At 68.6% G+C, this 21,853-nt stretch carries 26 protein-coding genes and 1 tRNA gene; 17 read left to right on the forward strand and 10 right to left on the reverse strand.

Going from position 1 to position 21,853, the window contains the following annotated elements; all coding sequences use genetic code 11:
• Positions 1 to 41 precede the first annotated feature (41 nt).
• The 6 genes from MHZ35_RS10420 (at position 42) to MHZ35_RS10445 (ending at position 4,927) form a co-directional block, all read left to right on the forward strand.
• The gene (locus MHZ35_RS10420; RefSeq protein ID WP_239435530.1) at positions 42 to 254 is read left to right on the forward strand and encodes a DUF2945 domain-containing protein; all 213 of its coding nucleotides are present in this window, start codon (positions 42 to 44) and stop codon (positions 252 to 254) included.
• A gap of 70 nt (positions 255 to 324) precedes the next feature.
• On the forward strand, positions 325 to 1,695 hold the full coding sequence (gene radA, locus MHZ35_RS10425; protein ID WP_239435531.1) for a DNA repair protein RadA: 1,371 nt from the start codon (positions 325 to 327) through the stop codon (positions 1,693 to 1,695).
• Between the two features lie 65 nt (positions 1,696 to 1,760).
• Positions 1,761 to 2,303: a CvpA family protein gene (locus MHZ35_RS10430; protein WP_239435532.1), complete on the forward strand. Its 543-nt coding sequence runs from the start codon at positions 1,761 to 1,763 to the stop codon at positions 2,301 to 2,303.
• Positions 2,304 to 2,362: 59 nt separating this feature from the next.
• Positions 2,363 to 2,797 (forward strand): iron-sulfur cluster assembly scaffold protein, encoded by a 435-nt coding sequence (locus tag MHZ35_RS10435; RefSeq protein WP_239435533.1) that lies wholly within the window; start codon positions 2,363 to 2,365, stop codon positions 2,795 to 2,797.
• Positions 2,797 to 4,578, forward strand: coding sequence for a cation:proton antiporter domain-containing protein (locus tag MHZ35_RS10440; protein WP_239435534.1), 1,782 nt, complete (start codon positions 2,797 to 2,799; stop codon positions 4,576 to 4,578). The genes MHZ35_RS10435 and MHZ35_RS10440 overlap by 1 nt, the downstream gene beginning before the upstream one ends.
• Positions 4,579 to 4,594: 16 nt before the next feature.
• Positions 4,595 to 4,927 (forward strand): DUF423 domain-containing protein, encoded by a 333-nt coding sequence (locus MHZ35_RS10445; RefSeq protein ID WP_239435535.1) that lies wholly within the window; start codon positions 4,595 to 4,597, stop codon positions 4,925 to 4,927.
• A 2-nt stretch (positions 4,928 to 4,929) separates the two neighbouring features.
• On the opposite strand, the gene aroB is transcribed toward MHZ35_RS10445, so the two are convergent.
• Together aroB and MHZ35_RS10455 are read right to left on the reverse strand one after the other, a co-directional pair.
• A complete protein-coding gene (aroB, locus tag MHZ35_RS10450; protein ID WP_239435536.1) occupies positions 4,930 to 6,030 on the reverse strand; it encodes a 3-dehydroquinate synthase in 1,101 nt (366 codons plus the stop codon).
• On the reverse strand, positions 6,027 to 6,566 hold the full coding sequence (locus MHZ35_RS10455) for a shikimate kinase (RefSeq protein WP_132882277.1): 540 nt from the start codon (positions 6,564 to 6,566) through the stop codon (positions 6,027 to 6,029). The genes aroB and MHZ35_RS10455 overlap by 4 nt, the downstream gene beginning before the upstream one ends.
• A gap of 81 nt (positions 6,567 to 6,647) precedes the next feature.
• Between MHZ35_RS10455 and MHZ35_RS10460 the strand changes: the two genes are divergently transcribed.
• From MHZ35_RS10460 to MHZ35_RS10475, 4 genes are all read left to right on the forward strand, one after another.
• The gene (locus MHZ35_RS10460; protein ID WP_164521272.1) at positions 6,648 to 6,785 is read left to right on the forward strand and encodes a hypothetical protein; all 138 of its coding nucleotides are present in this window, start codon (positions 6,648 to 6,650) and stop codon (positions 6,783 to 6,785) included.
• The gene (locus MHZ35_RS10465; RefSeq protein WP_239435537.1) at positions 6,766 to 8,547 is read left to right on the forward strand and encodes a hypothetical protein; all 1,782 of its coding nucleotides are present in this window, start codon (positions 6,766 to 6,768) and stop codon (positions 8,545 to 8,547) included. Before MHZ35_RS10460 ends, MHZ35_RS10465 begins: the two co-directional genes overlap by 20 nt.
• Positions 8,544 to 9,464, forward strand: coding sequence for a tyrosine-type recombinase/integrase (locus MHZ35_RS10470; RefSeq protein WP_342453519.1), 921 nt, complete (start codon positions 8,544 to 8,546; stop codon positions 9,462 to 9,464). The genes MHZ35_RS10465 and MHZ35_RS10470 overlap by 4 nt, the downstream gene beginning before the upstream one ends.
• An 83-nt stretch (positions 9,465 to 9,547) precedes the next feature.
• Positions 9,548 to 10,495 (forward strand): acetyl-CoA carboxylase carboxyltransferase subunit alpha, encoded by a 948-nt coding sequence (locus MHZ35_RS10475; protein WP_239435538.1) that lies wholly within the window; start codon positions 9,548 to 9,550, stop codon positions 10,493 to 10,495.
• A gap of 52 nt (positions 10,496 to 10,547) precedes the next feature.
• On the opposite strand, the gene MHZ35_RS10480 is transcribed toward MHZ35_RS10475, so the two are convergent.
• Both MHZ35_RS10480 and MHZ35_RS10485 read right to left on the reverse strand, forming a co-directional pair.
• Positions 10,548 to 10,721: a Flp family type IVb pilin gene (locus tag MHZ35_RS10480; RefSeq protein WP_239435539.1), complete on the reverse strand. Its 174-nt coding sequence runs from the start codon at positions 10,719 to 10,721 to the stop codon at positions 10,548 to 10,550.
• Positions 10,722 to 10,846: 125 nt separating this feature from the next.
• A complete protein-coding gene (locus MHZ35_RS10485) occupies positions 10,847 to 11,035 on the reverse strand; it encodes a Flp family type IVb pilin (RefSeq protein WP_239435540.1) in 189 nt (62 codons plus the stop codon).
• Between the two features lie 83 nt (positions 11,036 to 11,118).
• Here MHZ35_RS10485 and MHZ35_RS10490 point away from each other — a divergent pair, with 83 nt between their 5' ends.
• Complete coding sequence (locus MHZ35_RS10490; protein WP_239435541.1) at positions 11,119 to 11,505, forward strand: (deoxy)nucleoside triphosphate pyrophosphohydrolase; 387 nt, start codon at positions 11,119 to 11,121, stop codon at positions 11,503 to 11,505.
• 2 nt (positions 11,506 to 11,507) lie between these two features.
• Here MHZ35_RS10490 and MHZ35_RS10495 read toward each other — a convergent pair whose 3' ends face one another.
• The gene (locus tag MHZ35_RS10495) at positions 11,508 to 12,341 is read right to left on the reverse strand and encodes a class I SAM-dependent methyltransferase (RefSeq protein ID WP_239435542.1); all 834 of its coding nucleotides are present in this window, start codon (positions 12,339 to 12,341) and stop codon (positions 11,508 to 11,510) included.
• 38 nt (positions 12,342 to 12,379) lie between these two features.
• On the opposite strand from MHZ35_RS10495, the gene MHZ35_RS10500 reads away from it, so the two are divergent.
• The 4 genes from MHZ35_RS10500 to MHZ35_RS10515 are packed head-to-tail and all read left to right on the forward strand — an operon-like array spanning position 12,380 to position 14,653.
• Entirely contained in the window at positions 12,380 to 13,117 is a 738-nt protein-coding gene (locus tag MHZ35_RS10500; RefSeq protein ID WP_446741043.1) for a ComF family protein, read from the forward strand.
• 32 nt (positions 13,118 to 13,149) lie between these two features.
• Positions 13,150 to 13,407: a glutaredoxin 3 gene (gene grxC, locus MHZ35_RS10505; protein WP_239435544.1), complete on the forward strand. Its 258-nt coding sequence runs from the start codon at positions 13,150 to 13,152 to the stop codon at positions 13,405 to 13,407.
• Complete coding sequence (locus MHZ35_RS10510; protein WP_239435545.1) at positions 13,404 to 14,228, forward strand: carbon-nitrogen hydrolase family protein; 825 nt, start codon at positions 13,404 to 13,406, stop codon at positions 14,226 to 14,228. The genes grxC and MHZ35_RS10510 overlap by 4 nt, the downstream gene beginning before the upstream one ends.
• Positions 14,225 to 14,653, forward strand: coding sequence for a DUF1178 family protein (locus MHZ35_RS10515; protein WP_239435546.1), 429 nt, complete (start codon positions 14,225 to 14,227; stop codon positions 14,651 to 14,653). Before MHZ35_RS10510 ends, MHZ35_RS10515 begins: the two co-directional genes overlap by 4 nt.
• 4 nt (positions 14,654 to 14,657) lie before the next feature.
• Here the strand turns inward: MHZ35_RS10515 and MHZ35_RS10520 are convergent, their stop codons facing one another.
• Positions 14,658 to 16,709 carry a PAS domain-containing protein gene (locus MHZ35_RS10520; protein WP_239435547.1) on the reverse strand — a complete coding sequence of 684 codons (2,052 nt, stop codon included), beginning with the start codon at positions 16,707 to 16,709 and terminating at the stop codon, positions 14,658 to 14,660.
• Entirely contained in the window at positions 16,699 to 18,198 is a 1,500-nt protein-coding gene (locus MHZ35_RS10525) for an ATPase domain-containing protein (protein ID WP_239435548.1), read from the reverse strand. The genes MHZ35_RS10520 and MHZ35_RS10525 overlap by 11 nt, the downstream gene beginning before the upstream one ends.
• A gap of 165 nt (positions 18,199 to 18,363) precedes the next feature.
• Between MHZ35_RS10525 and MHZ35_RS10530 the strand changes: the two genes are divergently transcribed.
• Positions 18,364 to 18,440 (forward strand) — tRNA-Arg (locus MHZ35_RS10530).
• Between the two features lie 62 nt (positions 18,441 to 18,502).
• Here the strand turns inward: MHZ35_RS10530 and MHZ35_RS10535 are convergent.
• The 3 genes from MHZ35_RS10535 to sugE form a co-directional block, all read right to left on the reverse strand.
• On the reverse strand, positions 18,503 to 19,804 hold the full coding sequence (locus tag MHZ35_RS10535) for an OmpP1/FadL family transporter (RefSeq protein ID WP_239435549.1): 1,302 nt from the start codon (positions 19,802 to 19,804) through the stop codon (positions 18,503 to 18,505).
• A 34-nt stretch (positions 19,805 to 19,838) separates the two neighbouring features.
• The gene (locus tag MHZ35_RS10540; protein WP_125961083.1) at positions 19,839 to 20,246 is read right to left on the reverse strand and encodes a DUF2147 domain-containing protein; all 408 of its coding nucleotides are present in this window, start codon (positions 20,244 to 20,246) and stop codon (positions 19,839 to 19,841) included.
• 358 nt (positions 20,247 to 20,604) lie between these two features.
• The gene (sugE, locus tag MHZ35_RS10545; RefSeq protein ID WP_239435550.1) at positions 20,605 to 20,922 is read right to left on the reverse strand and encodes a quaternary ammonium compound efflux SMR transporter SugE; all 318 of its coding nucleotides are present in this window, start codon (positions 20,920 to 20,922) and stop codon (positions 20,605 to 20,607) included.
• 247 nt (positions 20,923 to 21,169) lie between these two features.
• Here sugE and MHZ35_RS10550 point away from each other — a divergent pair, with 247 nt between their 5' ends.
• Entirely contained in the window at positions 21,170 to 21,640 is a 471-nt protein-coding gene (locus MHZ35_RS10550; RefSeq protein ID WP_239435551.1) for a membrane protease subunit, read from the forward strand.
• Positions 21,641 to 21,853 lie beyond the last annotated feature (213 nt).

The raw sequence follows: 21,853 nt of genomic DNA on the forward strand, positions 1-21,853 counted from the left end.
GCCGCGCACGGCGCTTGCTCCCGGACAGACGGAGACAGGCGATGGCAAACAGCTATTCCAAGGGCGACAAGGTCAGCTGGAGCTGGGGCAAGGGCACGGCCGAGGGCAAGGTCGAGGAGAAGTTCGAGCGGCGGGTCCAGCGCACGATCAAGGGAAGCAAGATCGTCCGCAACGGCAGCAAGGAAAATCCGGCCTACCTGATCGTCCAGGAGGACGGCGACAAGGTGCTGAAGGAAGGTTCCGAGCTGCACTGAGCGGGCGGCGGCAGGCGGCGGGCCTCGGTCCGATATTCCCCTTTCGTTCTGCGCGTGCTAGGGGCTGCCCATGGCAAAACCTCGGAAGCGCTACGTCTGTCAGCAATGCGGTTCGGTGACCGCGCAATGGGCGGGCCAGTGTGGCGACTGCGGGGACTGGAACACGCTGGTGGAGGACGCTGGCGCCGTCGTGACGCCCTTCCAGGCGCGGCATAATCTCCAGTCCGGCGGACGTGCGATCCAGCTCTCCGGGCTCGACAGCGACATCCCGCTTCCTGACCGGATGGCGACCGGCATCTCCGAACTCGACCGGGCACTCGGCGGCGGGTTCGTCGAGGGCTCGGCGACGCTGATCGGCGGCGATCCGGGCATCGGCAAGTCGACGCTGCTGCTCCAGGCGACGGCGCGGCTGGCGCTGGCGGGCAAGTCCGTCGCCTATGTCTCGGGCGAGGAGGCGGCGGACCAGGTGCGGCTGCGGGCGCGGCGCCTGGGATTGGGCAACGCGCCGGTCCAACTGGCGGCGGCGACCTCGGTACGCGACATCCTCACGACGTTGGGGGAAGGCCAGGCGCCCGACCTGCTGGTGATCGATTCGATCCAGACCATGCACTCCGACCTGATCGAGGGGGCGCCGGGCACCGTCAGCCAAGTGCGCGCCTCGTCGGGCGAACTGATCCGCTTCGCCAAGGAGCGCGGGACGGCGCTGGTGCTGGTCGGCCATGTCACCAAGGACGGCTCGATCGCCGGCCCGCGTGTGCTGGAGCACATGGTGGACACGGTGCTGGCGTTCGAAGGCGAGCGTAGCCACCAGTATCGCATCCTGCGCGCGGTCAAGAACCGCTTCGGCGGCACCGACGAGATCGGCGTCTTCTCGATGGCGACGGAGGGGCTGAGCGAGGTTTCCAATCCGTCCTCGCTGTTCCTCACCAGCCGCGACGAGAGCGTCACCGGCACGGTGGTCTTCCCGGCGCTGGAGGGAACGCGGCCCGTGCTGGTCGAGGTGCAGGCCCTGACGGTGCGGCTCGCCTCGGGCGCGACGCCGCGCCGTGCAGTCGTCGGCTGGGATTCAGGGCGGCTGGCGATGATCCTGGCGGTGCTGGAGGCCCGCTGCGGCCTCGCCTTCGCAACGTCCGAAGTCTATCTCAACATCGCGGGCGGCTACCGCGTGCAGGATCCTGCCGCCGATTTGGCCGTGGCAGCGGCGCTCGTCTCCGCGCTCTCCGAACGACCCGTCCCGACCGATGCGATCGCGTTTGGCGAAGTGGCGTTGTCGGGGGAGGTGCGTCCGGTCGCCCATGGTGCGCTGCGGTTGAAGGAGGCGGGCAAGCTCGGCTTCGGACGGGCGATGGTGCCAGGGGCCCAGGCGGCGGAGGGGACCAGCCTCACCCTCTCGACCTTCCGCAGCCTGCCGTCCTTCGTCGATCACATGCTGGGCCGCTAAGCGCGCGGCTCGACTTCGCGAAGGCGCCCGGATAGGGGGGCGAGCAGGCGCTGGGGAGGGCATCGATGGAACTGACCGCACTCGACATCGTGGTGCTGCTGATCGTCGGCGGTGCCGCTCTGCTGGGCCTCAAGCGCGGCTTCGTGACCGAAGTGCTGTCGCTGATGGCCTGGATCTTCGTCGTCTTCGCGATCAAGCTGTTCCACACGCCGGTCAGCGCCGCACTGGTGGGCGTGATCGGCACTTCGGCCGGCGCTGCGACGCTGGCCTTCGCGCTGATCGCCGGCATCGTTTATTTCCTGGGGCGGCTCGTGGCCAACGGCGTGGGCGCGCGCACCCGCACCTCGATCCTGGGGCCGGTCGACCGTGCGCTTGGCTTCGGCTTCGGCGCGGTGAAGGGCCTGGTGCTGTGCAGTCTCGGCTTCCTGCTGCTGGTGCTGGTGATCGACACCATCGCGGGCGGGCCCAAGCGCCGGCCGGACTGGATCACCCAGTCGCGCACCTACGCGCTGCTCGATTCCACCAGCGCCAGCATCGCCGACATCGTCTACCGGCGCCGGCGTGGCGAGCCGATGTTCGGGGAAGCCGCGGCGAACACGTCCTACTGATCCTTTTTTGGGGCGCCTTGCCCCTCGCGCGCAGCGCATCGGCGGTCTACATGCAGCGCGTGACTGCGCCGCTCTACAACACCGAGATCCTGCGGCTTGCCGCAACCATTCCCCACCAGCAGCGACTGGAGTCGCCCATGGGGAGCGTGGAAAGACGCTCGCCGGTGTGCGGCAGTCGCGTCACGGTGGACGTCAACCTCGACGCGGAAGGGCGGGTGTCCGAGCTCGGCATGCTCGTGCGCGCCTGCGCGCTCGGCCAGGCATCCTCGTCGCTGATGGCGGCGCATGCGATCGGCCGCACGCCCGAGGAGTTGGATGCGGCACGCAACGCGCTGTCGGACTGGCTCGCGGGCGGGGAGGGCCCCCCCGACTGGCCCGGCCTCGCATTGTTCGAGCCGGCGCTGCCGCATAGCGCCCGCCACGCCTCGATCCGCCTCGCGTTCGAGGCTGCGGCCGAGGCTGCTCGATCCGCTCGCGAAGGGCGGCCGGGCTGATGGAGGCGCATTCCGCCACGTCGTTCGTCCGCGACTTCGCACCGCTGCTTGGGGCGGCGCTTCTTTTCGTTCTGATCTTCCGCAAGCTGAAGCTCGGCGCAACGCTGGGCTTCCTGGTTGCGGGCGTCGTGGTCGGGCCGCAGGTCCTGGGGCTCGTCGGCGATGCCGAGGCCAAGATGGGCATCGCGGAGCTCGGCATCACGCTGCTCCTGTTCCTGGTCGGACTGGAACTCAGCCCGTCGCGGCTGTGGCGAATGAAGCGCGACATCTTCGGGTTCGGCCTGCTCCAGGTGACCTTGTGCGGCATCGCCATCACCGGGGTCGTCTGGCTGTTCACGCACTTCACCATCCCCGCCGCCCTCGCGCTGGGTCTGCCGCTGGCGCTGTCCTCGACCGCCCAGGTGCTGCCGATGCTGCAGTCCGCCGGGCGCCTGAAGACGCCATATGGCGAGCGCGCCTTTTCGATCCTCCTGTTCCAGGATCTGTCGATCGTCCCGCTGATCACCATCGTGGCGGCGCTTTCGCGCAATCCGGACGATGTGGGCGGGCCGCCGGGATGGATGCTTGCGCTGTACACGGTGCTGGCGATCACCGGATTGATCCTCGCCGGCCGCTTCCTGTTGCGACCGCTCTTCCGCCTGATCGGCAATCTGGGCGAGCGCGAGATGTTCGTGTTCGCGGGCCTGTTCACCGTCATCGCTTCCGCGGCGATCATGGAGGCGCTCGGTCTTTCGACCGCCCTCGGCGCGTTCATTGCAGGGGTGATGCTGGCCGACAGTCCGTACCGCCACGAGCTCGAGGCCGACGTCGAGCCCTTCCGCGCGATCTTGCTCGGCCTGTTCTTCCTCTCGGTGGGCATGCTGCTCGATCTCTCGGCCATCGCCGAGCGGCCGGTTTTCGTGACCGGCATGGCGCTGGCGCTGATCGCGACCAAGGCCGTGGTGATCGGGCTCCTTGCGCTGCTGTTCGGCATGTCGTGGCGCAAGGCCCTGGCGCTCGGCCTCCTGCTGAGCCAGGGCGGCGAGTTCGGCTTCGTGCTGTTCGCCCAGGCCCAGCATGCGCTGCTGATCGCGCCCGAGGCTGCCAGCGTGTTCGGTGCCGTCGTCACGCTCTCGATGGCCACGACGCCGTTCCTGATGATGCTCACCCGCCGCTTTCGCATGGAGCCCCAGGCGAGCACCGACGGGCTTGATGGGCCCAAGCACGATGGCGCCGCGGCACTGGTGATCGGCTATGGCCGCTTCGGGCAAACGGTCGGGCAGATGCTGATCGGCCAGGGCATCAGCGTGACTCTGATCGATACGGACCCGGCGACCATCGAACGCGCCGGCAACTTCGGCATGAAGGTATACTACGGCGACGGTACCCGGATCGATACGCTGCGCCGCGCGGGCGCGGACGAGGCGCAATTGCTGCTGTTCTGCATCGATGGCCAGCAGATGGAGCCGGGCGATCTCGAAGCGGTGAAGCTCGCCTTCCCCGATGCCGTGATCTTCATGCGCGTGTTCGATCGCCTGTCGATCCTTCGCCTGAAGGGTGCTCCGGTCGAGGGCTATGTCCGCGAAGTGCTCGATTCCGCAGTCGCCATGGCGCGCAAGGCGATGGCGTGCGTCGGCGTGGACGAGACGGAGATCGACCGGACCGAAGAGGCCTATCGCAACCTGGACACCAAGCGGCTCGCCCAGCAGCTCGAGGCGCAGGACCTCTATGCCGGGCGCGAGGCGATGTTCAGCCAGGAACGGGGAAGCGCCGCCCGCGACGGACTTTCGCGCGAGGCGTGAGGGAAGGGGATCGTCGATGAATTTGCTGATGCTTCTGGCCGCATTGTCCGGCGCGCTCGCAGTCGGCGCGGGCGCCTTCGGTGCGCACGGCGCCGAGGGCCAGGCGCGGGAATGGCTGCAAACGGGCGGCCAGTATCAGCTCGTCCATGCCGTCGCGGCGCTGGTCGCCCTCCGGCTGGAGGCGCGCGGGCCCGCATGGCTGTTCGTGGCCGGGGCGCTGATCTTTGCCGGCACCCTCTATGCGATGGCCTTCGGGGCGCCGCGCTGGCTTGGCGCCGTCACCCCGATCGGCGGCACGCTGCTGATCCTCGGCTGGCTCTGGCTGGCCTGGACCGCCATGCGAGGCTGAACTCAGCGCGGCTGCGTGTCGAGGAACGCCGCAATCTCTTCCAGCGCCACGCCGCGATCGACATAGGTCTGGCCGATCCCGCGCGCGAGCAGCAGCGCGAGCGTGCCGCCCTCCATCTTCTTGTCGTGCCGCATATGGTCGACCAGACGAGCGCCGCTCGCCGAGATCCCGGCTGCCGCAAGACCGTCCGGGAGACCCGCCGCGCGCAGATGTGCTGCCACCCGCGCTGCATCCTCGGGCGGGCACAGGCCGCGGCTCGCGGAAAAGGCGAAGGCGAGTGCCATGCCTGCCGCAACCGCTTCGCCGTGCAGCAGCGATCCGTCGAAGCCGGCCTCCGCCTCCAGCGCGTGGCCGAAGGTGTGGCCGAGGTTGAGCAGCGCGCGTCGGCCGCTCGTCTCGCGCTCGTCCTCCCCGACGATGCGCGCCTTGGCTGCGACCGATCGCGCGATCGCGATCTCGCGCGCTTCCGGTTCCCCCGCGAGCAGCCGGTCGGCATTGCGCTCGCACCAGGCGAAGAACTCGGGATCGTCGATCAGGCCGTATTTGGCCACCTCGGCATAGCCCGCGCGGACCTCGCGCAATGGCAGGGTGTCGAGCGTCGTCGGATCGATGAGCACGATCGCCGGCTGGTGGAAGGCGCCGACGAGATTCTTGCCGGCCCGCGTGTTGATGCCGGTCTTGCCGCCGACCGACGAATCGACCTGCGCCAGCAGGGTCGTCGGCACCTGCACGAAGCCGCAGCCGCGCTTCAGGATGGCGCTCGCGAAGCCCACCAGGTCCCCGATCACGCCGCCGCCGAGCGCAATGACATGATCGCGTCGTTCGACCCCGAGCGCGAGCAGCCGGTCCATCAGCAGTTCGAGCGTGGCCCAGCTCTTGGAACCTTCGCCGGCGGGCAGCACGATCGCCTCGCTCGCGATACCCGCGGCCGAGAGCGACGCGCGCAGCGTCTTCAGGTGCGGCGCGACCGCTTCGTCGGCCACGATCGGCATCGGCCTGCCGCGTGCGATCGGCGCCAGCAACTCCCCGGCCCGCGCGAGCAGCCCCGCCTCGATGACGACGTCATAGCTGCGGGTGCCGAGCGAAACGGGAATGGTGGTCACGGGCGGATCGCCTCCAGGATGGCGTTGACGGTGGCTTCATGCGGGGCCTGCTGGCTGACGATGTGCACGGGGGCCATGGCGTAGAACGGGTTGCGGATCGCGGCGAGCTCGGTCAGCACCGCCTTGGCATCCTTGCCGCGCAACAGCGGGCGGTGGTCGCGGCGGCCGACCCGCTCGGCGAGGACTGCCGGCGCGGCATCGAGCCAGACGGCGAGGCCATGTTCCAGGATCAGCGCGCGCGTCTCTTCGTTGATGAAGGCGCCGCCGCCGGTGGCGATCACCTTGGGGCTGCCGTCGATCAATCGGGCGATGACGCGGCGCTCCCCGTCGCGGAAATGCGCTTCGCCGAACCGCTCGAACATCTCGGCAATGGTCATGCCGGCAGCGCGCTCGATCTCATTGTCCGCGTCGACGAAGGGCAGGCGCATGCGGTGCGCCAGCCGGCGACCGACAGTGGATTTGCCTACGCCCATCAGCCCGACCAGCACGATCGGCTTTCCGCTCCACGGCGGTGTCGAGGCATGGGTTTGCAGCATCGTGGCCGGCGCTATACAGCGTGGCGGCGCGCGGGCAAAAAGCTTGTGCGCCCGCTTCGCAATCGTGAGTTTTCGTCCGCCATGTCCCGATCGCTTGTCATTCTGATCGTCGTCCTGCTGGTTCTCGTCGGCGGGCTGTTCTTCCTGGCGGGTCGCCAGACGGAGAAGCAGCCGGTGCAGGTCGAAAAGGCGGTCTCGCTTGAAAATCTCCAGAACTAGCAGCTTCGCCTCGGTTCTGGTGCTGGCCGGCCTCGTCGGCCTGCCGGCGCTGGGCCAGGACGTACCCGAATCGCTGCTGCCGCCCGGGTTCAACGATCCGGTCGCACCGGCGCCTGCGCCCGGCGCGCAGCAGCCGGCGGTACGACCCCCCGGGGTGCCGCAGGCGCCGATCGCGGGTCCTGCACCGATTCCGACGCCCACGCCGACCCCGACGCCGACCGCAACGGCGCGGCCGGTCGATCCGAAGCTGCTCGCGCAGTATGAGCTGCCGGAGTATGCGCGGCGCTCGACTGCGCACATCGGCATCGACGGCGCAGGGCTGGGCCGCAACGCGTTCGCCGGGGCCGACGGTCGCATGCTGGAGACGCTGATGCGCCGGCTCGATGCGCCGGTTGCGTCGCGCTGGCTGTCGATCGCGCTGCGCCGCGCACTCGCCTCGGACGTGGACACGCCTGCGCGAGTCAATGGACCGGACTTCGCCGCCGAGCGCGCCTGGCTGCTGCTGCGGATGGGGGAAGCGCCCACCGCGCGCGCCGTGGTGCAGTCGGTCGATGGCGAGAATTATACGCCCAAGATGTACCAGGTCGCCATGCAGGCGGCGCTGGCAACGGCCGATCCGGCAGCGATGTGCGGGATTGTGGAACCGGCGCAGCGTGTCTCCCAGGAGCGGGGCTGGCAGCTCGCCCGTGCGATGTGCGCCGGACTTGCGGGCGAGCCCAAGCAGGCGGGCGTGCTGATCGACCAGGCGCGCCGTGCCTTCCGCCGACGGGCAGTCGGTGCGGACATCGATCTGAAGCTGGCTGAGAAGGTGCTCGGCGCAGGGGCCCAGGGCCGTCGATCGGTGACGATCGAATGGGACGGCGTGGAGCAGCTCAGCGCCTGGCGCTGGGGCCTCGCCAATGCGACCGCGGTGGAAATCCCGGCCGCGCTGTTCGACACGGTCGGGCCGCAGGTCCGGTACTGGAACGCGCTGATGCCTGCGATTCCTCCCGAGCGCCGCGTGCCGGATGCCGAGCTTGCCGCTGCTCAGGGGGTGCTGTCGAGCAGCGCGCTGATCGATCTCTATGCCACGGTCGGCGAGCTGGACGATTCGCCGAGTGACCTGACCGCCGTTGCACGCGACCTCCGCGAGGCTTTTGCCGCAGCGCAGGTCGCCGATCGCATGACGGCCCTGCGCCAGGTGTGGACCGGCGCGACCGGCGCCCAGCGCAGCTATGCACGGCGCGTGCTCACCGCGCGCGCGGCATCGGCAATCCCGGCGTCTGCAGACTATGCCGCGGATGCGGATGCGCTGGTCGCATCGATGCTGTCGGCCGGGATGGACCTGCGGGCGCTTCGGTGGCGCTCGGTCGCACCGGAGGGCGGTGACGCCTGGGCGATGCTGGCGGTTGCCGATCCGCGTGCCCGGCAGGTGTCGCAGCGCGCGCTGTCGCGATACGCCGACGGCGACGCGCGCAAGGGGCAACTGCTGCTCGCCGGCCTCGCGGGCCTGGGCAGGCTGCCGGCAGAGGACGCTACGGAACTGGCGCAGTCGCTGGGCGTGCCGATCGGCGCGGAGAACGCCTGGACCCGCGCCATCACGCTTGCGGCCGGTCGCGACCAGCCGGGCACCGTCCTGGTGCTCGCCGCGGTTGGCATGCAGACGCGGGACTGGCGCGGCGTTTCGCCCCAGGCGCTGTTCCATATCGTCGCCGCCTTGCGGGCGGTTGGGCTTGAAGGGGAAGCGCGGATGATCGCTGCCGAGGCGATCGCACGCGCGTGAGCGACGGCGGTGCGCCCGCCGGTAGCGATCGCATCCTGATCGACCGCTTCCTGGAAATGCTGGCGGCGGAAGCGGGGGCGGCGCGCAACACGTTGCTCGCCTATGGAACCGATCTGCGGCTCGCATCGGATGCGCTCGCGGGCCGGCTTGCCGATGCCGATCGTCCGGCGCTGGAACGGCTCGCCGAAGGCTGGGGTGATCTCTCGCGCGCCACCGTTGCGCGCAAGTCGGCTGCCTTGCGGCGCTTCTTCGCCTTTCTTGCGGATGAGGGGCTCCGCGGGGACGATCCCGGCCGCGCGCTACCACGGCCCGGAAGCGCGCGGCCGCTGCCGCGGACGCTGTCTGCGGCAGATGTGGACCGCTTGTTCGAGGCCATCGAAGCCCGGATCGCGCGCGATCCCCCGAACCCCCTCGACCTTCGCCTCGCCGCGTTGGTGGAGCTGCTCTACGGCTCGGGCCTGCGAGCGACCGAGCTCGTGTCCCTGCCACGCACCGCCATCGCAACGGATCGGCCCTATCTGATCCTGCGCGGCAAGGGTGGGCGCGAGCGGATGGTTCCGGTCTCCGATCGCGCGCGCGCCGCAGTCGCCAGCTGGCGCGCCCATGTCCCGGCAGACAAGGCCTGGCTGTTCCCCTCCGGCAAGGCGCATCTGTCGCGCATCCGCTTGTTCCAGCTGCTGAAGGCCTTGGCCGCGGAGGCGGGGATCCCGCCCGACCGGGTCAGCCCGCACGTCCTGCGCCACGCCTTCGCCACCCATTTGCTGGAAGGGGGTGCGGACCTGCGTGCGCTGCAGGCGATGCTGGGGCATGTCGACATCGCGACCACCGAAATCTACACTCATGTCGACAGCCAGCGGCTGGTCGAGCTGGTCAACGCGCGTCATCCGCTCGTTGACGCCCTCCGCCGGGCACCGTAACCGGCAGCCTGAGACTTGTTCGCCCCGCAGCCCTGTCGCCGCGAGGAGCGGCAGCGCACCTTATCGAGACGGAACCCGAGTTGATGGCCACCTTTCTGGATTTCGAGAAGCCGATCGCCGAGCTGCAGGGCCGGATCGACGAGCTGCGCGACACCGCGGCCGGCGGAGAGGTCGATATCGAGGCGGAAATCTCGAAGCTGCAGGGCAAGTCCGATCGTCTGCTGCGCGACACCTATGCGAAGCTGACGCCGTGGCAGAAGACCCAGGTCGCGCGGCACCCGGAGCGGCCGCATTTCAAGCACTATGTCGCCGCGCTGATCGAGGGCTTCATGCCGCTGGGCGGCGACCGCGCCTTTGCCGATGATTCCGCGATCATCGGTGGCCTCGGCCGGCTCAACGGCCGCAAGGTGATGGTGATCGGCCATGAGAAGGGCGACGACACCGCCAGCCGGCTGAAGCACAATTTCGGCATGGGCAAGCCGGAGGGCTATCGCAAGGCGATCCGCCTGATGCAGCTCGCGGACCGCTTCGGCTTGCCGGTGGTGACGCTGGTCGACACGTCCGGTGCGTTTCCCGGCATCCAGGCGGAAGAGCGCGGCCAGGCGGAAGCGATCGCCCGCTCGACCGAGGCGAGCCTCGCACTGGGCGTGCCGATGGTCGCCGCCATCCTGGGCGAGGGCGGTTCAGGCGGCGCCGTGGCGCTCGCTGCCGGCAACCGGGTGCTGATGATGGAGCACGCGGTCTATTCGGTGATCTCGCCCGAAGGCTGCGCCTCGATCCTGTGGCGGACGGCCGATCGCGCGCCCGATGCGGCAGAAGCGATGAAGGTCACGGCGCAGGACCTGCAGGCGCTCGGCGTGATCGACACGATCGTGGCAGAGCCGCTGGGCGGCGCGCACCGCGATCCTGCTGCCGCAATCGCTTCGCTGAGCGAGGCGCTGGACAGTGCTCTGGAAGAGCTGGAGAAACAGACGGCCGATCAGCTGCGCCGAAATCGGCGAGCCAAGTTCCTGAACATGGGGCGGGCCTAAGGAGTGAAGAGGAGGAGGCGGGATTTCAATCCGCCCCCCCCCCCTCTTATTATTACGACCGGTCTTTGCTCATTTCGGTGCTAGCGTTCTCGAAAGTGCCCTTGATTGAGTCGCCCAAGCCCGACATCGCAGCGATTGCGGCAACGGCGATCAGGGCTGCGATCAGGCCATATTCGATCGCGGTGGCGCCCTTGTTGTTCTTCAGGAAGGTGCGGATCTTCTGCATTGGGATCTCCAACATTCGTGCTTCAACATACCCGGCTGATCCGGGTGAGACCCGGTGCAGCATCCGTTGCTCTATCCGCCTGTTCGTTGAAAAAGGGTTTAGGGACAGACGCGCGATCGGCAGGATCAGCGCTGAACGGCATCCGACACTTCCTCGTCCGCATGGTCCCACATACCCACGACCTGCCGTGACAAAGGAGTGAGTGTCGCCAGCGCGGCAAGCGCGATGAGCGCGATGATCAGCGCATATTCGACCATCGTGGCACCGCGTCGGTCGCGCAGCAGCCTGCGGGCTAGGCTTGCAATGACACGCATACGCTGGTCTTTCGCTCGCTTCTGACGAGAGGCTAGGCGCGGCGGGTAAAGAAATGCTGAGTGGAACGGGCGCAGGATTGTTGATGGTCGTCGCTGCGGCCCTGGTCGACAGCGATGGCCGGGTGCTGGTGCAGCAGCGACCGCAGGGGCTGCCGATGGCGGGTCTGTGGGAGTTCCCCGGGGGCAAGGTGGAACCGGGCGAACTGCCGGAGGCGGCCTTGATCCGTGAGTTGCACGAGGAGCTCGGCATCACGGTGGAGCGATCGTGCCTGGCGCCCGCGACCTTTGCCAGTGAGCCGCTGGGCCAGCGGCACCTGCTGCTGTTGCTCTACGCGCTGCGCAAATGGTCCGGCGTCGTCGAGGCGCGGCATGCCACCGCGCTTCGCTGGGTCCGGCCGGTGGAACTGCACCGGTTGGAAATGCCGCCCGCAGACCGTCCCCTCATCGGCCTGCTGGAGGCGCTGGTCTGAGCCTAGTGCTTGGGCCGTAGCGCCTCTGCCAACGATACGGTCGCGCTGCCGCGGCGCGCCGGCTTCGGCTGGTCGGGGGAGGGCGCCCAGCCGGTGAGATAGATCACCTCAAACTGCTCGGACACGCGCCCGCCCGCATCGGCGCGTTCGCCGAAGCGTGCGGCAGCTTCGGCCAGCGTCGTCCGGGAAAGCGGCGCGCGGTCGGCGAGGAGGCTGGTGCCGGCCATGCCGCGCAAGTCCTCGATCAGGCGGCCGAAGCTCGCGTAGCGCACGTTTAGGGTTTCGGAGTCGGCCACTGGCAACGCGAAGCCCGCCCGCATCAACAGGTCCCCCGCGGATTGCAGGTTCACCTGCGGGTGAACGCGCGCAGCGGGCCGTTCCTGCTCCGCTGCCATCAGCGTTCCGCGCAGCGTCGACAGCGTGCCTCCGCCCGTGAAGGCGGCCAGGAACAGCCCGTCCGGCCGCAGAACCCGGCGGATCAGACTCAGCGCCCCCGGAAGGTCGTTGACCTGATCCAGCGTTCCCGCCGACACAACCAGATCGAAGGAGCCGTCCGCGAAGGGCAGCCGATCCTCGTCGCACTGCACGCCGCCTGCCGCGCGGGCGAAGGCGAAGCCGGGATCGGCGCGCACGATCCGGGTGCCGGGAAGCGCCAGTCCCGCATCGAAACAGCCCAGGTCCAGCACGTCGGCGAACTCGCGGGTGACCGCATCGAGTCGTTCGCTCAACCCCTCGATCATGAAGCGGCGCAGGAAGTCGGACTCGCCGAAGCGAGAGGCGATACGGTCGCGGCGCAGGCGGCGCGCGGCGCGATGGAAGATCTCTGGCGGTTGCACGCGGGCGCTTGTGCGCCTTCGCGGACGCGACGACAAGGATGGCCGTGAACGCCGTCGCCGCCCTAGTCCGAGGCAGCATCGCGCTGGCACTGCCGCCGCGCTGCCCCGCGTGCGGGCAGGTGACGGAGGCCGACCATCGCTTCTGTGTCCGCTGCTGGGACGGCCTCCAGTTCCTGGGCCCGCCATGGTGTGCCGCCTGTGCGTTGCCGTTCGACCATGACCGAGGCGAGGACGCCCGCTGTGCCGCGTGCCTGGCAGCACCGCCCGCCCATGCCGGTGCCCGGGCAGCGGTCGCCTATGGTCCGGTCGCGCGCGACGTCGCCCTGAAGCTGAAATATGGCGGCCGGCTCGCCGCCGCGGAAACCATGGCACGATTGATGGCCCGGCTGATGCCCGCGGACGCCGAACTGCTGGTGCCGGTGCCGCTTCATCGGCGACGCCTGTGGTCGCGCGGCTACAACCAGGCGGCGCTGGTCGCAGGAACCCTGTCGCGGCTCTGCGGCATTCCAGCCGATCCTCATCTGCTGGTTCGCACCCGGGCGACGCCCGTCCTCCGCGGCCTCGGGCGGCGCGAACGCGCAAAGGTGTTGGCGGGTGCCTTTGCGGTCCCGGGCTCGGGTAAGCCGCGGGTCGCCGGCAAGTCCGTCGTGCTGGTGGACGACGTCTACACCTCCGGCGCGACCGCCAACGCCTGTGCACGCAAGCTTCTTGCGGCAGGCGCTCGCGAGGTGACGGTGCTGTGCTGGGCGCGCGTGCTGGACGAGGCGCATGATTGACAAGCGGGTCCCGCCGACACACCTCAGGCCGCATGGCAAAGATTGAAATCTACACCAAGGCCTTCTGCCCCTACTGCACCCGCGCGAAGCGGCTGCTGGAGAGCAAGGGGGCCGGGTTCGAGGAATTTGACATCACCATGGGCGGCGAGCGCCGCACGGAGATGCTGCAGCGGGCGAACGGCCGCACCACCGTGCCGCAGGTGTTCATCGACGGTCGCCACATTGGCGGATCGGACGATCTTGCCGCGCTGGACCGGCAGGGGGGATTGGACCCGCTGCTCGCACAATGAGGATTGCCCTGCTGCAGATGACGAGCGGGATCGACCCGCTCGCCAATGCGGCGGTGCTGACGGACGCGGTGGCGCAGGCGGCTGCCGGGGGCGCCGCCATGCTGTTCACCCCCGAGATGTCCGGCCTGATCGATCGGGACCGGAGCAGGGCGGCAACCGTCCTGGCCGACGAGGCCGGCGATCCCGTGCTGGCGGCCGTCCGGGCCGCCGCGGCGGAGCATTGCGTGTGGGTTCAACTCGGCTCGCTGGCGATCCGCCGTCCTGACGGTAAACTGGCGAACCGCGGCTTCATGATCGGGCCGGACGGCATGGTCCGCGCTCGATATGACAAGCTCCATCTGTTCGACGTCGCGCTGGCAAGCGGCGAACGCTGGCAGGAATCCGCCGCCTATGCGCCTGGCGACGAAGCGGTGGTGGTGGACACTCCCGCCGGGCCGCTTGGCCTCTCGATCTGCTACGATATGCGCTTCCCGGACCTCTACCGGGCGCTGAGCGACGCGGGTGCCGAATTGCTGGCGGTGCCCTCTGCCTTCACTCGCCCGACGGGCGCTGCCCATTGGCACGTGCTGCTGCGGGCTCGCGCGATCGAGGCTGCTGCCTTCGTGATCGCCGCGGCCCAGACGGGCGTGCATGCGGACGGCCGCGAGACCTATGGCCATTCGCTGGTGGTCGATCCCTGGGGCACGATGCTGCTCGACATGGGCGACGCACCCGGCTTGGGCTTTGCCGAACTCGACCGCGCTATGCTTCGGGAGGTGCGCGAGCGTCTGCCGGTGCTGCGGCATCGACGCGCGATCCCGCCGGTCGAGCGCGTCGCATGATCGTCTTCGATCTTCGCTGCGACGGCGGTCACGTCTTCGAGAGCTGGTTCGGGTCGAGCGCCGACTACGCCGATCAGAAGGAGCGGGGGCTGGTCCGCTGCCCGCTGTGCGACAGCGCCTCGGTCGAGAAGGCGGTCATGGCGCCCAACGTCGCCGCCAAGGGCAACCAGCGCACGGCGGCGGGTGCCGATCCGATGAAGGCCGCTCTCGCCGCGCTTGCCAAGGCGCAGGAGAAGGCGCTCGAAGGCTCCGAATGGGTGGGCTCCCGCTTTGCCGACCGGGCGCGCGCCATGCACCTGGGCGAGGAGGCGACGGCCCCGATTCACGGCCAGGCGACGCCTCAGGAGGCCCGCGCTCTGGTCGAGGAGGGGGTGCCGGTCGCGCCGCTTCCCCTGCCGGTCGTTCCGCCCAGCGCCCGCAACTAAGCCCTCAGCCGAGCATCTCGCGGATCTTGGCCGACAGCTCCTGGATCGCGAACGGCTTGGTGATCATCGCCATGTTGGTGCCGAGGAAGTCGGCCCGGATCGCGGCATTTTCGGCATAGCCCGTCACGAACAGGATCGGCAGTTCGGGGCGGTGCTGGCGGGCGACTTCGGCAAGCTGGCGGCCGTTCATGCCCGGCAGCCCCACGTCGGAGACCATCAGATCGATGTGCCGGTCAGATGCCAGGACGGCGATCGCCGCATTGGGCTCTTCCGCCTCGATGGGCACATAGGCCAGTTCCTCCAGCACCTCGCGCACGAGCAGACGGACGGAGGGATCATCCTCGACCAGGAGGACGGTCTGTCCGTTCCCTTCAGACACCGATCGGCTGGACGCCGCGGAGTCGTGCTCGGGCTGTGCCTCGACGGCGCGCAGGTAGAGCGACACGGTCGTGCCCGCCCCGGCCTGGCTGTGGATGCGGACCTGCCCGCCCGACTGGCGTACGAAGCCATAGACCATGGAGAGGCCGAGGCCGGTCCCCTGGCCGATCGGCTTGGTGGTGAAAAACGGGTCGAACACCTTCTGCACCAGCTCCGGCGCCATGCCGACGCCCGTGTCGGAGACGGCGATCACCACATAGCGGCCGGGCTGCACGTCCGGCCGGGTCGCCACATAGGCTTCGTCCAGCTCGACGGCGCGCGTCTCGATCGTCAGCTGCCCGCCCTCGGGCATCGCGTCGCGGGCGTTGATCGTGAGGTTCAGGATCGCGTTCTCGAGCTGGTTGGCATCGGTTTCCGCCCACAGCGCATCGTCCGCAAGCGCGACGTGGAGCGTGATGTTCTCCCGGGTCGAGCGGTGAAGGAGCTGCTCCAGCGAGGCGATCAGCCCGTTGATCTCGATGGGCTTCGTGTCCAGCGACTGGCGGCGCGAGAAGGCGAGGAGCCGGGCGGTGAGCGCCGCCGCACGCTGCGCCGAGGTCGCGGCGGCGTCCATGAACCGCTCCAGGTCGTCGGTCCGGCCGGCAGCGATCCGGCGCTTCATGATGTCCATCGCGCCGATGACGCCGGTCAACATGTTGTTGAAGTCGTGCGCGATCCCGCCGGTCAGCTGGCCGACCGCTTCCATTTTCTGGCTCTGGAGCAGGGCGGCTTCGGCCCGGGCACGGTTCTCCATTTCCGCCTGCAGCGCCGCGGTCCGCTCCGCGACGCGCTCGGCAAGCAGCTCTTCGGTCTGCTTGCGATCGGTGATGTCGATGCCGAAGACGTGGAAACCGTCGACTTCCCCCTGCGCATTGCGGCGGGGAAGGTAGCGGATCTCGGTATCGCGGCGGCGCCCGTCGCGGTGCGGCGTCGGGACCTCCATCCGCACCGTCTCTCCAGCCAGCGCGCGCCGGATGTCCGCCTGGCGGATGTGATAGGCGTCTTCGCCCAGCACCTCGCGGACATGGCGGCCGATGATCTCCTCCGGAGAGACGTAGAACCAGTCCTCGTAGGCGCGGTTGCCGAACCGATAATGTCCGCTGCGGTCGACGAAGGCGATCAGCACGGGGAGGGCGTCCGCGATCCGGCGCAACTCGGCCTCGCTGGCGGCCAGCGCCGTGCGGCTGACCTCCAGGTCGAGCATCCGGTCCCGCGTCTCGAACTGGCGCTGGCGGGAGCGCATCGCCGAATCGGTCGCGCTCAGCAGCGAGGCGACGCTCAGCGGCCGTTCGAGCACGATGGCGTTGCCGGTCAGCTCCAGCAGGCGCGCGCGGAGTTCCTCCGAGCCGGTTCCCCTGCTGCGCTGCCGCGCCGCGAGCAGGATGAACGGAATGTCCGACCAGCTCGGCTGGGCCGCGAGCACCGCCCGAAGGGCGTGGGTGCCCAAGCGCATCGCCTCCTCGGTCAGCAGGACTACGCCGACATGTTCGTCGAGGCGCTCTGCAACCGCGTTCAGGTCGGCACAGGCATCGGCGTCATAGCGCTGGTCCCGGAGCAACCCCACGACCGCTTCGGCATCGCGCCCGAACGGCGCGACCACCAGGACGCGATGGCCCTCCGCGGCGGTCCTATGCCCCACGTTCGCGGTTTTCCATCAGGGGCAAACGCTCGCCGACATATTCCGGTGTGCCCGTGAGGACCCCCTGGAACGCCGTGAGGGGTTCCCCCACCCGGACGCCCTCGGCATCCACGCGGAACTCCCGGATGGCATCCTCGTGCTGCCCCGCGCGGTTCTTCAGCGCCGAGACCGCCTTGCGAATGCGGCCATCCGCCTCGAAGAAGCGCAGCAGCAGCACCGCGTCGGCAACATAGGAAATGTTGATGCTCGACTGCATTGTTCCCACCAACCCCTCCTGCGGGTTGATGAGGAAGGTTGCGACCGCCTGCTGATTGAGGAACGACAGCAGCTCGTGGATCTGCAGCACCAGCTGCTGTTCCTGGGGCATGGCGGCGAGATAGCCGTTGAGGCTGTCGATCACGATCACCTGCGCCGCGTCGCCCTCGACCCGGCGGCGCACGCGGGCGGCGAACTCGCCCGGCGACAGCTCGGCCGGATCGATCTGCTCCACGATCAGCAGCCCGGCGTCGATGTGCTTCTGGAGATCTAGGTTGAACGCGCGGGCGCGGGCCAGGAGCGTGCCGATACGCTCGTCGAACTCATAGATCACGGCCCGTTCGCCGCGTTCGCAGGCGGCATAGGCATATTGCAGAGCGATCGTCGTCTTGCCGGTGCCGGCAGGGCCCGTGATGAGCGTGGAGGTGCCGCGTAGCGGCCCGCCGCCCAGCAGCGCGTCGAGCTCCGGGACCCCGCTGGGGATCGCTTCGCCGACGGTGGCGCGCTGGTGGGCGGCAGCGATCAGCCGCGGGTAGATGTCGAGGCCGCCCTTGCGGATGGTGAAGTCGTGGAAGCCCGCCACGAAGTCGATGCCGCGCAGCTTCTGGACCTGGAGGCGTCGGCGTGCCGCGCCGAACTCCAGCGTCAGCCGTTCCAGCGTGATGACCCCGTGGCACAGGCTGTGGAGGTGGCCGTCGCCGCCGTCGCGCGAGGCGGTAAGGTCGTCGACCAGCAGCACGGTCGTGTCGCGGCCGGCGAAGAACTGCTTGAGCGCCAGCACCTGGCGCCGGTAGCGGAGCGGATCCTGGGCGAGGAGCCGCATCTCCGACAGGCTGTCGAACACGACCCGGCAGGGCTTCACGCGCTCCACCTCGGCTTCGATCAGCTTGATCGTCTCGCCGAGTTCCATCTCCCAGGAATAGAGGACCGACTGCTCGCGGCCGACGCCCAGCACCTCATCGGCCATGCTGAGTTCGAAGACGTCGAACTCGTCGATGCTCCAGCCGTGGGAGGCGGCGACGATCGCGAGCTCTTCCTTGGTCTCGGACAGGGTCACGTAGAGCGCCCGCTCGCCGCGCCGCGCACCTTCGCGCAGGAACTGGAGCGACAAGGTCGTCTTGCCCGAACCCGGCGCGCCCTCCAGCAGGTAGAGCCGGTTCGTCGGCAGGCCGCCGCGAAGGATCTGGTCCAGTCCCTCATTTCCGAACGGGATCAGCGAGGCGGGTTCGGTCATGTCGAGAATGTCCAGCAGAGGCAGTATCGCCCCCTAGCATCGTCTGGATCGGCCGGACAGCGACTAGATCGCAGCAAAGAAGTGCAGGCGGCTACTTGGTTGGCGGGCCGCAAGCCTTGTCCTGCGTTGACGGGCAACCCGCGCAAACTTAGTGGGTTGGCCGTGGCCCCGGTAGCTCAGCAGGACAGAGCAACGGTTTCCTAAACCGCAGGTCGGGAGTTCGAGTCTCTCCCGGGGCACCAGCAGCTCTTCGAATCGACAGGCGCGCACCGCCCCGGGTGGGGACGATGCGCGCCCGGCGTGGTTAGAAGCGGACGCGGCCGCCGAGGGTGAAGATCAGCGCATAGGCGTCTTCCAGCCGTCCGTCCGTCACGACCGGCGTCTGCACCGGCGTGCCGGCATAGGCCGCGGTGATGCGGTCGATCGTCTCGTCCTTGAACGCGACATAGTTGGCGCCCGCGTCGATCGTGAAGCTGGGGCTGATGTTGTAGGAGCCACCGGCACCGAAGTTCCAGCGGTTCGAATCCGGCACGCGCGCGTCGCGTTCGCCGTCGCGGGTCGGGGTCAGCGTGCGCTGGACACCGGCGCGCAGCGTCAGGTCCGGGGTCGCGGCATAGTCGAAGCCGCCGGCCAGGCTCCAGGTGTTGCGGTAGTTCTCGGGGATCGCCGAGTTGATCGGGGAGCCGAGGCGGATCGCATCGAAGTCCGCCCAGGTGTAGCGGATGCCCTGGACGTTGAGCGTCAGTGCATCGGTGGTACGGAAACGGCCGCCGACGATGATCTGCGCGGGCGTCTTGAACTTCGCCTTCACCCCGTCGAGCGTGCGGTTCTGGCCGGCGAGCGGACCGACGAGGCCGCTCACTTCCAGGCTGCCCTTCAGCGTGTGCTCGATCGCCGACTTGTAGCTGATGCCGACGGTCGCCCAATCATTGTGCATCTGCACGCCGGCGGTCCAGCCGAAGTCCCAGCCGTCGCCGCTCAGCACCTGCTTGCCGTCCGGCAGCGCGGCCGAGAGGTTCGGAAGCGCGTTGCCGAGCTCCGCATCGGTGTATTCGACGTTCAGCGCCGCGCCGACGCGCAGCCAGTCGGTGACGGCGACGCCGATCGACGGCTGGATGTCGATGGTGCGCAGGCGGGTCTTGTCGGCGCTGTAGCGGGCCCAGCTGTCCGAATCATAGTTGGTGGTGAAGCTGTACGGCGAGGTCACCGCCAGGCCGATCGAGACCCGCTCGTTGAGCGGCATGGCGACCGCGCCCGAGGGGAGGAAGCCGTTGTTGATCGGGTTCTTGGACACCGACTGGCCGCCGATCGGCGCCGGCGGCTGGCCCGGGCGCACGATCACCGTGCCGTCGTCGACCACCTTGCCACGCGGCAGGATCGCGGAGATCGCGATCGAGGCCTCGGCGCTGTCCATCTCGGCGATGGCAGCCGGGTTCCACCACAGCGACTGCGGGCCGGTGTCGGCAACTTCACCCGAGAAAGCACGGCCGGCGGCGCGAGCCGACTGTTCCTGGAGGTAGAAGGCCTGGGCATGGGCGACGCCGCTGGAGGCGACCAGCCACAGCGGAGCAGCGGCGAGCAGCGAAGACTTGATACGAGGGGACATTTGGCTCTTTCCTGACGGTTGATGCGAAGCGAAGTTAGCGGACGCGGGTCCAGGTCTGCGTCTTGCAGAGCGGGACGAAGACGCAGCCGCGGACCTTGAGCTGGTTGGCGCCGACCGGGGTCACCTTGGCGCTATAGGTCTTGCCGTCGTCGGCATTGTAGATCGTGCCGTCGACCCATTCCTTGCCGTTGGACTTGAACCCGCCCAGGATCTGCATCCCCTTGAGCGGCCGGCTGCGAAGCGCCGGATTGCTGTTCTTGACGTCCTTGAGCGTGGGATCGGTGCGCAGGTGATCGGAACTGATCAGGCGGCCGCAGATCGATTCTCCGCAGCGGCTGATCTCGACAATTCCGTTCTTGGTTTCGGCTTTCCAGCGGCCGAGGGCTGCGTCCTGCGGCTGGGGTGCGGCAGCGACCGCCGCTGCGAGCAACATCGTCAGCATCATCGTTCCTCTCCTTACCGCTCGCCTGTGATGGCAAGTCGTGTCCCGCCTTCGCCAGCGCCTCCGGACTATTGGTGCCGGCGGCTGACGAATGCGGAAGTTGCGTGCAGGCTACGGTACCCGCGCCGGCTGTCAACCCTCGTAACAGGGGTTCTTCGCATGCGACATGCGGTTCGTGCAGGAATGCCACACACGTCGCGCGCCAGGCGCTGCGGATCGGAAAGTTAGTCTAAGGTTAGGCCAAGGCGACACGCCGCAGCGGTGCCGGCGGGCCGCTCGGGGGACGGGAAAAAGGAAGGTGGCGAACATGGCGCCAGTGAAGCAGCTGGCGCCGATGTAGGACAGCCGCGCCGGCCGGTCAGCTTCCGGCGAGCTTCATCAGCGCAAGGCCGCTGACGATCAGCAAGGCGGCGATCAGGCGCATGGGGCTGGCGGATTCGCCCAGCACCAGGATGCCGATCGCAAAGGCACCGACCGCGCCGATCCCGGTCCACACCGTATAGGCGGTGCCGAGCGGCAGCGACTTCATCGACCAGGAGAGCAGGCCGAAGCTCACCAACATGCCCGAGATGGTGACGACGCTGGGCCACAGGCGGGTGAAGCCGTGCGACTGCTTCATGGCGGAGGCCCAGACGACCTCAAACAGACCCGCGATGATGAGAACGATCCAAGCCAAGGCAACCTCCGTACGAACGAGGTGCCGGGCCGTGCCGGTCTTGATACCCTTTGGCGGGGCGGGAACGTGGTCGCCGCATGGGGGAGATAGCGGCGGGGATGGGCCGGATCAATGGGGGCTCGAGTCCGCGCGCCCAGTCAGTCGCGAGATTGCCCGAAGCGTTTCATGCGCAAGTCGAAGGCGGGCGCTTGAGGCAGCGAAATGCCGCTGTCGCGGGGCGCCTGGGCCCGCTGAACCATTCCTCAGGATGAATTCCAATTCACCCGTTGAGAAGAACCATCGAAAAAGGGGGGGGGCGTTTTTGAATCAGGATGGCGTGAAATTGGGTGGTTGTGCCACTCTACTATTGTTTGTGGTGTTCGCCGGCTGGTTAGCTGGCTGGCCTGCGTACAAAGTCTATTCGCAAGAAGCCGCGGGTCGAGCCATGTTGGCCGAGGCGCAATCCACCAGGCAGGTGGCCGTCCTTGAGGCACGCGCCAAGCTGGAAAGTGCAAGGCTTCTTGCCGACGCCGAAGTCCTGCGCGCCGAGGGCGCTGCACGAGCGAACCGTATCCTGCAGGACAGCTTGGGAGGCCCCGAGGGATATCTGCGTTACCTGCAGATCCAGGCGATCGATGCGAAAGATGCCAACGTCATCTACGTCCCAACAGAAAGCGGACTTCCAATAACGGAAGCTTCTCGCTTGCTGGGCGCCCCAGCGAGGGCCGCCGAAGATTGATATTCCCTCCCTTGTAGGCACGTGCTTCCGCGCAGACGGGAGCGCTGAGCCACGGGCGAGGAGGGTGTCATCCCGTGGACAGCCGGACTCCCGCCACATCGGGTACCCCGGCGGTGGCGGGGGTCCAGTTGGGATGTTGCGGATGGGGCGCGCTATCGTGGCGGCACCGTACCTGGGCCCCGGCCTTCGCCGGGGTACAGGGCGGGTGTGGGG

It is taken from the genome of Sphingomonas sp. ACRSK, assembly GCF_022346685.1.
In the GTDB taxonomy this organism is placed as follows: Bacteria; Pseudomonadota; Alphaproteobacteria; order Sphingomonadales; family Sphingomonadaceae; genus Sphingomonas; species Sphingomonas molluscorum.